The 14,301-nt window shown below is 31.4% G+C and carries 15 protein-coding genes; 3 read left to right on the plus strand and 12 right to left on the minus strand.

Going from position 1 to position 14,301, the window contains the following annotated elements; translation table 11 throughout:
- Positions 1-13: 13 nt before the first annotated feature.
- The 12 genes from ACJMLB_RS05315 to ACJMLB_RS05370 all read right to left on the minus strand — a co-directional run bounded on the left by ACJMLB_RS05315 (position 14) and on the right by ACJMLB_RS05370 (position 9,948).
- The gene (locus ACJMLB_RS05315; RefSeq protein WP_405324289.1) at positions 14-832 is read right to left on the minus strand and encodes a hypothetical protein; all 819 of its coding nucleotides are present in this window, start codon (positions 830-832) and stop codon (positions 14-16) included.
- Between the two features lie 282 nt (positions 833-1,114).
- Positions 1,115-1,555, minus strand: coding sequence for a hypothetical protein (locus ACJMLB_RS05320; protein ID WP_405324291.1), 441 nt, complete (start codon positions 1,553-1,555; stop codon positions 1,115-1,117).
- Between the two features lie 58 nt (positions 1,556-1,613).
- A complete protein-coding gene (locus tag ACJMLB_RS05325) occupies positions 1,614-2,474 on the minus strand; it encodes a prepilin peptidase (protein ID WP_405324293.1) in 861 nt (286 codons plus the stop codon).
- A 373-nt stretch (positions 2,475-2,847) separates the two neighbouring features.
- Positions 2,848-3,426: a ribbon-helix-helix domain-containing protein gene (locus tag ACJMLB_RS05330; RefSeq protein ID WP_405324295.1), complete on the minus strand. Its 579-nt coding sequence runs from the start codon at positions 3,424-3,426 to the stop codon at positions 2,848-2,850.
- A 202-nt stretch (positions 3,427-3,628) separates the two neighbouring features.
- A complete protein-coding gene (gene pyrG, locus ACJMLB_RS05335) occupies positions 3,629-5,254 on the minus strand; it encodes a glutamine hydrolyzing CTP synthase (protein WP_405324544.1) in 1,626 nt (541 codons plus the stop codon).
- A gap of 286 nt (positions 5,255-5,540) precedes the next feature.
- Entirely contained in the window at positions 5,541-5,954 is a 414-nt protein-coding gene (locus tag ACJMLB_RS05340; protein ID WP_405324297.1) for a hypothetical protein, read from the minus strand.
- A 129-nt stretch (positions 5,955-6,083) separates the two neighbouring features.
- On the minus strand, positions 6,084-6,467 hold the full coding sequence (locus ACJMLB_RS05345) for a type II toxin-antitoxin system VapC family toxin (RefSeq protein ID WP_405324299.1): 384 nt from the start codon (positions 6,465-6,467) through the stop codon (positions 6,084-6,086).
- Positions 6,468-6,701: an AbrB/MazE/SpoVT family DNA-binding domain-containing protein gene (locus ACJMLB_RS05350; protein ID WP_295605334.1), complete on the minus strand. Its 234-nt coding sequence runs from the start codon at positions 6,699-6,701 to the stop codon at positions 6,468-6,470. It abuts the gene before it with no gap.
- Between the two features lie 237 nt (positions 6,702-6,938).
- The gene (locus ACJMLB_RS05355) at positions 6,939-7,697 is read right to left on the minus strand and encodes an ATPase (protein WP_405324302.1); all 759 of its coding nucleotides are present in this window, start codon (positions 7,695-7,697) and stop codon (positions 6,939-6,941) included.
- A gap of 65 nt (positions 7,698-7,762) precedes the next feature.
- Positions 7,763-8,668, minus strand: coding sequence for a shikimate dehydrogenase (gene aroE, locus ACJMLB_RS05360; RefSeq protein ID WP_405324304.1), 906 nt, complete (start codon positions 8,666-8,668; stop codon positions 7,763-7,765).
- A gap of 95 nt (positions 8,669-8,763) precedes the next feature.
- On the minus strand, positions 8,764-9,294 hold the full coding sequence (locus tag ACJMLB_RS05365) for a DUF2115 family protein (RefSeq protein ID WP_405324306.1): 531 nt from the start codon (positions 9,292-9,294) through the stop codon (positions 8,764-8,766).
- 90 nt (positions 9,295-9,384) lie between these two features.
- On the minus strand, positions 9,385-9,948 hold the full coding sequence (locus ACJMLB_RS05370; RefSeq protein ID WP_405324308.1) for a DUF2115 domain-containing protein: 564 nt from the start codon (positions 9,946-9,948) through the stop codon (positions 9,385-9,387).
- 283 nt (positions 9,949-10,231) lie between these two features.
- Between ACJMLB_RS05370 and hisS the strand changes: the two genes are divergently transcribed.
- The 3 genes from hisS (at position 10,232) to ACJMLB_RS05385 (ending at position 14,291) form a co-directional block, all read left to right on the plus strand.
- Positions 10,232-11,536: a histidine--tRNA ligase gene (gene hisS, locus ACJMLB_RS05375; protein WP_405324310.1), complete on the plus strand. Its 1,305-nt coding sequence runs from the start codon at positions 10,232-10,234 to the stop codon at positions 11,534-11,536.
- A gap of 100 nt (positions 11,537-11,636) precedes the next feature.
- A complete protein-coding gene (gene hisI / locus ACJMLB_RS05380; RefSeq protein ID WP_296855182.1) occupies positions 11,637-12,050 on the plus strand; it encodes a phosphoribosyl-AMP cyclohydrolase in 414 nt (137 codons plus the stop codon).
- Between the two features lie 111 nt (positions 12,051-12,161).
- Positions 12,162-14,291: a PINc/VapC family ATPase gene (locus ACJMLB_RS05385; RefSeq protein ID WP_405324312.1), complete on the plus strand. Its 2,130-nt coding sequence runs from the start codon at positions 12,162-12,164 to the stop codon at positions 14,289-14,291.
- The last annotated feature ends 10 nt before the right edge of the window (positions 14,292-14,301 follow it).

Consider the following 14,301-nt stretch of genomic DNA (forward strand, 5'->3'; position numbering starts at 1 on the left):
TAAATAAAACTAATTAACGTCTCCTTCTTCTTCTACTCCTAATTCTTTCGGTTTGGTCTTTTTTAAATCTTCTAGTGAATTTGGTTAAAGGTTCAACAAATACTCCTGCAATAGCTACAGCCACTCCTACAAGTCCTGTTACAAACATCACAACATAAGTTGGTGCCAAATGGTCTTCAAAATAATGAATTGTATTTTGTACAGGCCCTTCTATAGAGATTATATTATACTTGCTTTCATTTAAATAATCCCTAACGTCTACCACATCATTTGCATTTACACTCACTTGAATATGAACAAAAGCGAATTCAGAGCCTACTCCTGCCCTATTGCTTAGCCAATTTACAAGAGATCCTAATGTAGTGGTTGAACTTGCAGGATTTTTTAAGTCTACTGAAACGGAATTGTTAGTTACCTTAAAGGTCTCAATCTCAGGATCAGCCCTTAAATGATTTTCCACATAAATCTTGGTGCTGTTCTTAATGAAACCCGTTTTCAGCTCAAAACCGTTTGTGGAAACTGAATTAACTCCATTTAAATTGCTAATCTTATTGGTTACATCACTAATGTTTGAGGTTGATGGAATGTTTAGATTAATCACTTCACTATCCAATGTAAACAGTCCTTGAACATTACCGATAATATATGGGCTTTCATCATAAATAGGGTCAATGAAGAAGTATCCTCCGATAGCGCCAAGAACAAATCCGATTATAACTATGGACACTATTTCCTTTCTACCAACATATGGGGATAGAATACCCATGGAAAAGGCAAATACCATAATTATAAGGAATAGGATAATATATATAATTCCAGTAATTAAATCCATTATAATCAACTCTTTTAACGATTTTCCATATAAATTTATCTTAATTCAGTTTTTAATTAGTTAAATAAATTTATAAACAAATATTACATTGAAATAAGTCCTAATTTCTAAAATAAAAGCAAATTAATAAATTTATTTAAGATTTTAAACAATTTTATTATAAATATTTTAAAATTAAGAATTATTATTCTACTTATTATATATAAAAAACTTAATTTATATATTTTATGAAAAGAGTATTTTTTAAAATTAAAAAAGAGAATTTGAAAAAAATTAGAGAAATTAAATTAATCTGTTCACTTCAATCATATTCGAATCCTCATCCCATATTACTGTAATTTTATTAAAGCCCTTTGATAAATGAATATTTTCATTAAAACCATTATAATCAAAAGAGCTGGTGATTTCTTTTGAATTATCTGATAGATTCAAATCAATTGATGCAAATCCTTTATTGCCATCATTATAAAGTCTAATATACACATTTCGATTTAAATCAACATATACAATTCTTTTTGATCCCTTTCCAGATGCATAGCAAAAGTCAATGGCATCAGTTATTTTAGACAATTCGCTTTTAGCGTTGATTGAATCTATAATGTCATTTGAATAATCCATTGCAGTCAATAGAATTGGAACAGAAATCAAGCTGATTATTAAGATCACTATCATGGAACTTAAAACGTATTCAAGTGATAATTGGCCTTTTTTGTCTATAATCATATTTTCATCCTTTCCTGAAATTCTTTAAAAGTTTAACCTGCAAAAAACTTATTTCATACTAAAGCATTATTTTTATAAATCCTGAAATAATGGATATGAAATCTCCAAAGATTAAAAAAGCAATATATCCGAGTGTAATGAAAGGCATGAATGGAATTTCAATTTTAATTTTAAACTCCGGATTCCTGATTAGATCCATCTTATATAATGCATTTATTAATCTTATATCCTCTTTAGTCAATCCCATCCCATTCAATGAAGAGAGATAATAGATATCATCATCTTTAATAGCATTTAAATTGATATTTGAATTGCTTTTATTTCTTTCATCATTTATCCTATCGTATGCAATCTGATTTTTAAAGTAATATTCATTCAAAACCATACCCTCTTCTAAACTCTCGATGGAAACAGTTTTAGATGTCAATTGATTTAATGCTAAGCTAAAATTTAAAATGGATAACTTCGTATAAGATTTTAGCTTTTTATCAATTATTGCCTTGTAAACTATTGATATAAAAATCAATGCCAAAGCCATTAAAATGCCATTTAGAAGTATGGAAATCACTTTAGGATATAAAATCAATTGATTAAGGATTGCAAGATTCAGATTTGAGAAATAATTCAGATTGATATGATTCAAGTCCAAAAAGGATAATGCTAATGACAATCCAATGAATAGCTTAAAGTCTCCACCTCCCCAAAATCCAATATGCCATAGGAAAAATGAAATAACTGTGATTAAAGAGGTTAAAGCTATTGAAAACATGAATATGAATGGATTTTTAAAGCATATGCTTAACATTAAATTAAAGAGCAAAGCATAGACAAATAGGATTAAGCTTAATTTATTAGGAATTATTCCAAATTTCAAATCATAATAATCAGCAATCAATAGAATTAACAGTATTACGAACATATGTACTTGACATGATTTAATTAAAAGATGAGAACTGCTAAAAGAATGATTAAATAAATCCAGAATATTCCCAATAAAAATACAAGCATACAAGAGGAAACCTCCAATTTATACTACCAATCTTAAAAAGCAATTTAATTTATTTAAATTGCTTTTATAAGACAATTGAATATTATTTTTTCATTATATTTAAGTATAATAGTTTTTATAATAAAATAAGTACAAATAAATTGTTAAATTTATTTTAAAGTGTAAATTGAAGTTAAATGGAAAAAATAAAATCATATTGGAAGTTATAAATTGATTAAAAAAGTTTAATCAAAATGTAAAATTAAAAAATTTTAAAAAAAAATAAGAATTTAGAAATTAAATGCTATTTAATAAACGAGTATCCTTCAGACAAGATTACAGAAGCGTTTTCAACTACAGCGCCATTATTTTTAAAAATTGAGTTGTAATCCATATTGTGCCTTATGCTGATGAATTCGTAATCCTTGGATCTTGATTCAACAATCAATCGCTTTCCCTCAATCTTATAGACACTATTGTTATTTTTTGAGTGATATGATTCTGGATTGTCAATTCCTCTTTTTTCCAAGAGTTCCTCATTTGAAATCTTGACAATTCTACCTTCCTGTATAAGATCATTGAGGATGTTTAAAACCAATTCAAAATCCAGCTCCAAATCAATAGTTATCTCATCCAAAAAGCAATCATTATATCTTATAAAATAGCTTAGAACTTCCTTTTTTGCATCAAAATAATTGATCTCCCTGAAATTGGCCACCTTATATGTCTTAAGCTGCTCTCGTATTGCTTCCCTTAAAAAATCTGAAATGCTTAAGTAATCGCCGTTTTCTATTAGATTAATCAATTTATTATGTATATTTATCGGAACCTTTGTAGCTATTGTTTTTCCAATTTCTTTATTATTTTTACTTATTTCGCTCATATTACCCCTTTAATAATTTTTTTAATTGAATATATTATTAAATAGGTCTTGATTCAATATAAAATGATTTGAAATGCGAAAAAAATAAAAATATTAATTGCACAATTGCACAAAATCACAATTGTGTAAAATCATGAAAAAGAGTTAAAATGTATAAAAATAGTTAAAAAAAAGAAATGAAAAAAAGTAAGAAATAAAAATATTATTTCTTATTATCAAAAGATGCCTTTACAAATGAAGCAAACAATGGGTGTGCATTGTTTGGTCTTGACTTGAACTCTGGATGGAATTGACATCCAATAAACCAAGGATGGTCAGGCAATTCCACAATTTCAACCAAGAAGTCATCTGGAGTGGTTCCTGCAATGACAAGACCGTTTTCAGTTAATACATCCCTATATTCGTTGTTGTATTCATATCTGTGTCTATGTCTTTCTTGAATCAAGTCTTCACCATACGCCTCTTTGGTTTTGGTGCCGTCAATCAATTTACAGTCATAAGCACCTAAACGCATGGTTCCGCCCATGTTCTTGATTTTCTTTTGCTCTTCCATCATGTCAATAACTGGGTATTCGAGGTCATCCTTGAATTCACTGCTGTTTGCACCGTCCATGCCGATTCTTCTTGCAAATTGAATTACCATACATTGCATACCTAAGCAGATACCGAAAATAGGAACTTCATTTTCAATTGCATAGTCAACAGCACTTAACTTACCTTCTACACCACGGTCTCCAAATCCTCCAGGAATGAGAATACCATCAAGCTTTGAAAGCTCTTCATGGAAAGCATTCAATTCATCCTCATTTTCAACATCCACATCAGATGAAAGATATACTATTTTCATTTTAGCGCCAATTTTCGCTGCTGCGTGGTGCAAGGATTCTCTGATACTTATATAAGCGTCTTCCAATTCAACGTATTTTCCTACGATACCAATGGTAACCACTGGATCTTGAATCTTAAGGGAATCCACAATTTCTGCCCATTCATGTAGAGTATTCTTGTCATTTTCAAAATCAATTCCTAAATTAATCCTGTTGGAAATGTACTGGCCAGCGTTTTCCCTGTCCAACACTAATGGAACTTCATAGATTGTTTGAGCATCAGGAGTGTTTACAACAGCATCAAATTCGACATCACAGAAGTGAGCGATTTTTCTCTTCAAGTCATCATCAATAGGCTTTTGACTTCTTAAAACGATCATATTAGGGTTGATACCCATGCTTCTAAGTTCTTTTGAAGAGTGTTGGGTTGGTTTTGTCTTGAATTCGCCGGCAGCTTCCAAGTAAGGAACGAATGTTACGTGTACAAACATAACGTTTTCAGAGCCTTCCTCGTTTCTCAATTGTCTTAATGCCTCAAGGAATGGTTGGCTTTCAATATCCCCTACAGTACCTCCAAGCTCTACCAAAACGACATCATAGTCCTCTTTAGCAGAGATTTCACGTACCATCTCTTTGATTTCATTTGTGATATGTGGGATAATTTGAACGCAAGCTCCGAGGAAATCACCTTTTCTTTCTTTGCTGATAACTGATTGATAGACTTTTCCGGTAGTGATGTTTGATATTCCTGGAAGCTCTACGTCCAAGAACCTTTCATAGTGACCTAAGTCAAGATCAGTTTCCATACCGTCATAAGTTACAAACACTTCTCCATGTTGGTATGGGTTTAAAGTACCAGAATCCCAGTTTAAGTATGGGTCAATCTTAATCGCTGCAACCTTCAAGCCGTAAGAACGTAATATACGACCAATGGATGCAGAGGTAATCCCTTTTCCAATGGAACTTACTACTCCACCAGTAATTATAATATATTTTGTCAGACAAATCCACTCCTAATTGATTTAATATTTTTGATTTTCTTTGAATTTTTCTATAGTTTTCATATAAAAAAATCCATAATGAATACTCAATAAAATATTAGTTTAATTTATTATATAAAACTTATCTTATGAATCTAAAATTTGAAAAATCCGAATAAAAAAATTCATATGATTAAATTTTGTAAAAATAGATTAAAATAGTTTAAATTAAAAATAAAGAAAAATAAGGGATTTAAGTAAAAATTTAAAATAAAATGAAAAAAAGAAAAAAGGTTAAAAATGGAAATCATAAAATGCTATCGAAGAACTTACCCCATTTGATTCCACGCTTATGAGCTTGAACCTTCATTTCATAGGAGTCATCAATAGCAGCATATTCTTTTTCCAAGATTTTCTCTTTAGCTTCAAAGTCATATGAAGTGTTTTTTAATTTTTTAATGACATCCATTTCTGCAGTTACTTTCTCTAACTCTGGAGTTAAATCCTTGTCAGTATTTTCCATTTCATCTTCTAATTTTGATTTTTTAATGACTAACTGTTCAAGCCTTTCTTCAAGAAGCTGATCATTACGAACTCCATAATGGTCACGTAAATAGAAAATCAAGTCAATAGCTTCACCTACGCTTAATCCATTTTCTTGCATGATTTGATATCTTTCAAATTGCTCATCAGTTAATTCCAAAGTAATTTCATTTGCCATGTTAAAACCTCTTAATATAATCACAAAAATATTTTGAATTAATAATTAATTATATTATTTATACTTTATTCTATTTAACTATGTTTAATAATTTTCTGTTATTTTTAAAAGAAAAATGAAAAATTTACTTTATTTTATAACAGTTAATCCTTTAAGCTTAGAAAAATCACTATCGAATGAAACAATCTTATTGATTCCTAACTTTTGCATTGATTCTAAAATAGTGCAATCGGAAAAGTTAATTGAGGAATTATAGTATCCGGATAATTTAACTGATTCATCATAATCCTTTTCTTTCAAATAAACAATTTCATTCATTTCATTCAAATAAATGAAAAGCTCATTTATTTCTGCACCTCCCATACTTCCAAATGCATTTAAAGTTTCATTTAAAACAGTGCTATTGATATACCTTTTTTCATTTAGTTGTGATTCCAATTCAATGGCCCTTTTATGAAACTTATCATCTTCAATTAAGCGGGCAATATAATAACTGCTATCTATAAAAATCAATTATAGTTCTCCTCTTCCAGCTTTTTTCTTTAATTCAACAGCATTTGTAGGTCCTGTTCCCTTGATTACAAATTTAGATAAATCACTTATTGGTCTTTGTCTTTTGATTTCTATAATCATTTTACCATCTTCTGTACTCCAATCCAATACATCATCCAAACTCAAATCCAACTCTTTCCTGATTTCTGCAGGAACTACAGTTTGAAACCCCTTATACAACCTTGTACAAACCATTTTATTCACCTAATATTACTATATAATATCAGATATTTATAATTACCTGAAATTTAAATTATCTGATAAAATTAATATTAGGTTTAAAAATATTATTAAAAATAGGTTTAAACTAAGTTATTTATAAATTTAACTAGATTTAATCTTTATTTATTCAATACAATGAAAATATTGATTTTATTTTGAAAAATAGCGATTATATTAAAAAATAAGTAAAATTAATTAAAAAAGTAAAAATTATTTTTGATGAGTTTCCAAAAATGAAGATGCAGCCAATACATTTTCCTTGAATTGGGGATTGATTTCAGTGAGGAATCCCATGAATGACTCTCCGATATCATCATTCTCATAGTCTATTTCATATTCCTTTTCAATGCCTAAGAAGTCATTTATCCACTCCTGAGGAACATTGATGAATGGAAATATAATGTTCTTATTGCTTAAGTCCATACAATATATGCTGGATAAGTCAAATTTCCTGTCCCATTCGATTCCCTTTCCATCAAATATATCATTCAAGATATGATTAACTTCCTGATTAAGGTTCAATGGAGAAATGACAGAATCAAAGTCATTTTCACCTATGTTCCCATCATATTCAATGAAAGTTATACCATATTTTCTTGAATAAGGCTCGATTACTATGTATAAAAACTTGTTGTAATCATTATCCATTCTTGGAATGAGAATCCTTTCCTTTGGGCTTAAGGACTCTGCCAATGTCTTTGAAGACCTTGAACAGATCTTTTGAAAAAGAGATGACCTTACCACTTCTATATCAGAATAATGCCTGTTGAAGGTTTCTCTTCTTTTTTTGGAAAACTTTGAAAAACGAAGATTTTCTATATAAAGCTTAATGTCCCCATCATCATCAAAGAAGCTTACAAAACGAGTGTCAACACCTATTTGCTTTAAGAACTTCATAACATCCTTCTTTGAATCGGAAAGTTCCTTTTCATCCTCTTTCAAAATAAAATTTGATAGAAAATCATCCATAATATCACTAAATTAAAATTAAAATTAAATTCCTAAAACATCCAACAATGAATTTTCCAAAACAATTAAATTCCTAAAACATCCAACAATGCCTTTTCCATAATATCTACAGGAGCTTCTCTACCTAACCAGATTTCAAAGCTTCTGATTCCTTGATACAATAGCATCTTATATCCATAAACAACATCAGCATTTGCCAATTCAGCTTCCCTTATCAATGATGTTTTCATAGGAGTGTAAACAATATCATTTACAACAAGATCTTCATGAAGCATATCCGCACTAGCTATTGGATTATCATCCACATTAGGATACATTCCAATCGGTGTTGTATCAATAAATATGTCTGAATCTGACAATTCTTTCTTTAGATTGTCCAAATCATATGAATTAATGTTTATATCAATGCCAATACTTTCTAAATTAGTCTTTAAATCATCGGCAAGAGATTCAGCTTTACTTAGATTACGATTCAATATTGACAATTCACTTATTCCACTGTTTGCTATCTGAAAAGCTACTGCCCTTGCTGCTCCGCCGGCACCGGTGATGCTAACTTTCTTGTTTTTTATTGAAGTTTTTTCCTCAATTGCGCGGACACATCCATATCCATCAGTGTTGAATCCTTTAGTTCTTACATTGATTTCATTATCTTGATTAGATGATTCATTATTTTCATCATAAATGAATTGGATTGTGTTTACTGCACCAATCATTGAAGCTACTTGGTCGATATCATCAAGGTGTTTCATGACATTGCTTTTATGGGGTATGGTTACATTAAAACCTTGTATTCCCATAGCTTTTGCACCTTGAATGCATTCACCTAATCTTTCCTCTTTAACATGAAATGGAAGATAAATGTAATTTAAGTTTAAGGCTTCAAGTCCGGCATTATGCATAGCTGGAGAGAAAGTGTGTTCAATAGGGTCTCCAATAACTCCCAATACCTGTGTTTTTCCATTTACCATAGTATCACTATTTTAAAAATTTAATTATTTAATAATTTATAATTTAATAATTTAAAAATTTAATATTGTATATAATTATAAAAAATCCCATTATATTAAAACTCCAACTGTTCAGCTATACAAAGTCTGCATACGGAATTTGGAGTATCCATATTAGCCTCTTTAACAGGACAATAATAAACCCCATTTTCCATTATAACCTCTAAAGAGCCTGGGAAAGGAGTTCCAATAGGATGAATTGGCTCATCAAGCACAAATGTAGTGTAAAGGGATACCACCAAATTAATAATAGGACTTTTGTTCTTTCTATCTAAGGAACTATGTTTGTAAATATCTTTTAATTGGTTTAGTTTTTCTACAAAGTCATCGCTATCGAAATAATCATTATAAACCGTATCATTGCTTCTTATTTCCTTTACTCTGTTTAAGAAAAAGTCGATGTAAATCTTTTTGCTTTTTTCCTGATAGGATTCCTGAACATACTTGTTGTTTTCAATGATTTCAGCAGATATGACCATCATATCAAAAACAGACACCTCAGTAAGCTCTTCCTTTAAGACAAGCATAAGATCTTCCTTTGATATTTTATCATCTTCACCTATCAATGCATCAAACTTTTCAAACATCCTATCACAAAGTGTTATTTATACTACTATTTTTTTTAAAATTTTTAATTATTATTCTCTATAAAATGATTCTTTTTAAAAAAATAATCCTTAACTGCTGGCATTTAATTTCGGATCATAATCAATCTCTCGTGAAATGCATATATTGCAAACTGCCCCTTCAGTATTCTTTTGAGTTGCCTTAACAGGGCAATAATAAAACTTACCTAACTTTTTAATCTTCAAATTGCCTGGGAAAGGAGTGTCCAGTGAATGAATAGGTTCATTCAATATGAAAGTGGCATATAAGGAAACCAAACAGTAAATAAGCTGTACCTTATCCTTGTCAAAGTCTACGCCATCATAAACATTATGCAAATCCTCTAATGACTTTTCAAACTGTTTCTTATCAATTCTCTCCTTTTTGCCTCTGCTGTCATAATCGGTATTGTCATTTTTTATATTGTTTATATGGCCAATGAATTGCTTAACATAAGCTTGACGGAAGTCATCCTGATATTTATCCTGTACAAACTCCACATCCTGAAGTATGTACTGATTGGCCTCCATCAAATCAAAAACAGATATTTTTTGAGCCTTTTCCTTTAAAATAGCCAAGAGCTCATTCTTTGAAATCCTTTTGTCCTCTAACAGTTCATGCAATTCTTCAAACATAATTCACACTTAATTTTTTTATATTAATTTATAGTATTTTATCATTTAAAATTTTATGTATTAAAAAATAATTTATTATAAATATTTTTGTCAATTTAATTCATAATTCAAACGATAAAAATGAATATTTTTTAAATCATAACTTCAATAAAACTGATTGAAATTGTATAATATTAACAACTATTATATATAAATAAATATTAAATATAATATTGTTAAACGATTTACTATTAAAAATAATAATCATACTAATTAAATCATTAAAAACATTGGAGAAACAATAATGGAATTTGAAAGACCAAGGGGAACAAGAGATTTCCTCTTTGAAGAAATGAGAGAAAGAAAACATGCTGAAGACATTTTAAGAAATGTATTTGAAAATTATGGTTTTGGTGAAGTGCAAACACCTTTATTTGAAGACTTAAAATTATTCACTACAAAATCCGGAGAGGAAATTGTAGATCAATTATACAACTTTAAGGACAAGGGAGACAGAGACCTTGCATTAAGGCCTGAAATCACTGCCCCTATTGCAAGATTATACTTGAATGAACTTCAAAAGACATCCAAGCCAATCAAGATTTACTACTATGGAAGCTGTTTCAGATATGAAAGACCTCAAAAAGGCAGATTCAGACAATTCTGGCAATTCGGATGTGAATTGATTGGTGCAAAGACTCCAGAAGGTGAAGCTGAAGTAATAGCTATGTGTAACAATGCTATTGAAGAGCTTGGAATCACTACTGCTGAATTCAATGTAAACCACTTAGGAATCATTAGAGGATTATTCGCTCACTTTGATATTGATGCAGCTACCCAAAGAGAAATCATGGTGGTTATCGATAAGGGAGATAAGGAATTATTGAAAGAATCCCTTGTTGGAGACAATCCTATCATCAAGGACAAGCCAGAATTGAACGAAGTGTTATTCAAGCTTATGGATATGGTTGGTGACTCATCAATTATCGCAGATATTGAAGAGCTCGTATCACCTTACGAAGAAACCAAGGAAGCTCTTGAAGAGTTCAAGGAACTTGTAAAAACCCTTGAAAGTTTCCAAGTGTTCAATTACAAACTCAATCTTGGAGTTGCAAGAGGACTTGACTACTATACTGGAATAGTGTTTGAGGTATATGTGGAAGGACTTGGTGCACAAAAGCAGGTTTGTGGTGGAGGAACTTACAATCTCGTTAAATTATTTGGAGGAGAAGACGTTGTCTCTACAGGATTTGCATTAGGATTTGACAGGTTGATAAATGCAATCGAAGAGCTAAATGGGAAGCCAGAACTCGAACCTATAGTAAGCACCTATGTAGCAGCTATTTCAGACTCTACAAGACATGATGCATTTAACATTGCTCAGACTCTTAGAAAAGCAGACATTCCAACTGAAGTGGACTTGTCCAGAAAGAAATTCAAGAAGATCTTGGCTTATGCAAATAAGATAGACGTCAAATACACTGTTTTAGTTGGAGAACGTGACTTGGAAGAAGGAAAAGTTACCGTTAAGGACATGCTCTCTGGAGAACAGGAATTGGTTGATATTGATAATGTAGTTGATTACATTAAAGATAAATTATACAATTAAAAAAAAAAAAATTATACAATTAAGAAAATTATACAATTAAGATGAATTATCAATAATAGATAATATTCAGTAATTTTTATTTTATAATAAAGGTGTGACAATGGAATTAAATTTCAGACTTAACATGGGTGGAGAAGACTTGGTCATTGCAATTGCACAGGATTGGCAAACAAATGACGTATTGATGGTGGCTTTCATGAATAAGGAAGCTGTAGAGCAAACATTAAAGACCAAAAAGGCTCATTACTACTCCACTTCAAGACAAAAGCAATGGCTAAAGGGAGAAAGCTCTGGAAATGTTCAAACCGTTAAGGAAATGTACATTGACTGTGATGCAGATGCAATCATAATGAAGGTTGAACAGATTGGTGCAGCATGCCACGAAGGATACAGGTCTTGCTTCTTTAGGCAATTGGACATTGATAAGGAGAATATTGACATTGACAATCTTACAGATGATGACGTTAAAGTCATTTCCGAAAGATTGTTTGATCCAAAGGAAATGTACGGATAAATATTTTAAATTAAATTTTAATTAATTTTTTCTTAAAATATGAATTTAAATTATTTTCTTTAATTAAACTAAGAATTATTAAATTAATTAAACCTCAAAGGAGGTGAAAATATGGATTTTAATGAATATGAGTACAACAGCGAATACAATGATGAAGATGATTACGATGAAATAAAAAGAATCGTGCCTGATACAAGTGCAATCATAGAAGGAAATGTAGAGAAAATAATAAAAGAAAAGGGATTGAACTATCCGGAAATCATCATACCAGAAGCTGTAATCGCTGAACTAGAACATCAAGCTAACAATCAAAGGCCTACAGGAATCAGAGGTCTTGAGAATGTAAAGAAACTACAGGATTTAGCTGAAATCGGCGAAATATCAATCAGAATAACCGGCAGAAGGCCTACCAAGTTTGAAAAGGACAATGCAAAGCTTGGAGAAATAGATGGATTAATCAGAGATGTGGCTAAGGATGAACTGGCACTACTATTAACAAGCGATAAGATCCAAGCCAAGACTGCAGAGGCACAAGGAATCCCTACAATTTACTATGCACAGGAATACAAAGGTGCAATAGACTTGAAAATAGCTAAATTCTTTGATGATGACACCATGAGCGTTCATTTAAAGGAAAATGTTGTACCAATGGCTAAAAAGGGAAAGCCAGGACATATTGAACTTGTAAAGCTCGCAGATGAGAAATTCACATACAAGCAATTGGAATCAATTGCAGAGGAAATCCTTGAAAAGGAAAGATACGATCCAAAAACCTATTTGGAAGTGGACAAGCAAGGTGCTATTGTAGTGCAATCAAGAGACCTCAGGATATCAATAGCAAGACCTCCTTTCTCAGAGGCACTTGAAATAACTGCAGTAAGACCTGTAGCTGAAGTCTCACTTGACCAATACCACTTGTCAAGTCAATTGATTGAAAGATTGACAAACAGTGCAAGGGGAATATTGATTTCAGGTTCACCTGGAGCAGGTAAAAGTACATTTGCACAGGCAATAGCTAAATTCTATGATGAGGAACTGAACAAAGTTGTAAAGACCATGGAATCTCCAAGAGACTTGCAGGTTGGAGATACAATCACCCAATATGCTCCTCTTGAAGGGGATATGGAGAACACTGCAGACATATTGCTATTAGTAAGACCTGACTTCACCATTTACGATGAGCTTAGAAAGAACCATGACTTCAAGATATTTGCAGACATGAGACTTGCAGGTGTAGGAATGATTGGTGTTGTTCATGCAACAAGGCCTATCGATGCAATTCAAAGGATTGCAAGCAGAGTGGATTTAGGTACCATCCCATCAATCGTAGACACTACTATCTATATTGAAGATGGTGAAATATCCGCCATTTATGAAAACAAGCTTACAGTAAAGGTTCCAAGTGGAATGGAAGAAAGAGACCTTGCAAGACCAGTGATTGAAGTGAGGGACTTTGAAAGCGGAACCTTGGTTAATGAAATCTACACTTACGGTGAACAGACCATTGTAATGGATATTGGCATGGTTGAACAGTCCAAAAAGGCAAATAAAAAGGACAAGACTCCTGTCCAATTGATTGCTGAAAGGGAAATCCTTAAAACCATGAAAAGAATAGCTCCAAAGGCATCCATTGAAGTGAGCATGGAAAATGACAGAAGGGTCAACATCTATATGAGCGAGAAGTACATCCCTAAAATCATTGGAAAAGGCGGAAAAAGAATTGCTGAACTTGAAAATGAGATTGGAATAAGCATGAATGTTGAACCTCTTGAAAAGGCACCTGACAGCTTTGCTAAAAGACTTTCAAAAAGGTCTAAAAAATCCAAATCCAAAAAGGAAAAGCATAAGAAGTCAAAAAAGTCCCAATTGAAGGAATATAATGATAATATAGATGACTACATTATAGATGAAGGCAAGAAGGATTACAGCAATGATAATTACTTTGACTTAGGTGAAGATTCAGATGACTACAATGATGATTATGAAGAAGGGGAAACATCTGAATTCTATTATGAAGTCTTTGAACTCTATCCTGAAATAAGAAAGGACCATCTTGTATTGCCTATCGGAAAGAAATTCGTAGGAAGTTCATTTGACATTCTTTTAGAGGACAAGTACATGTTTACAGCAACCGTAGGCAAAAGGGGCTATGTAAAGCTTCATAAGAACCTTGACTTGACTGATGAAATCATAGACGGTTTGGATAATGGCTTAAGGGTTGTTGCAAGAGTTAGAGATTAGAATAATATAA

This window comes from Methanobrevibacter sp. (genome assembly GCF_045114555.1).
Taxonomy (GTDB): Archaea; Methanobacteriota; Methanobacteria; order Methanobacteriales; family Methanobacteriaceae; genus Methanobrevibacter.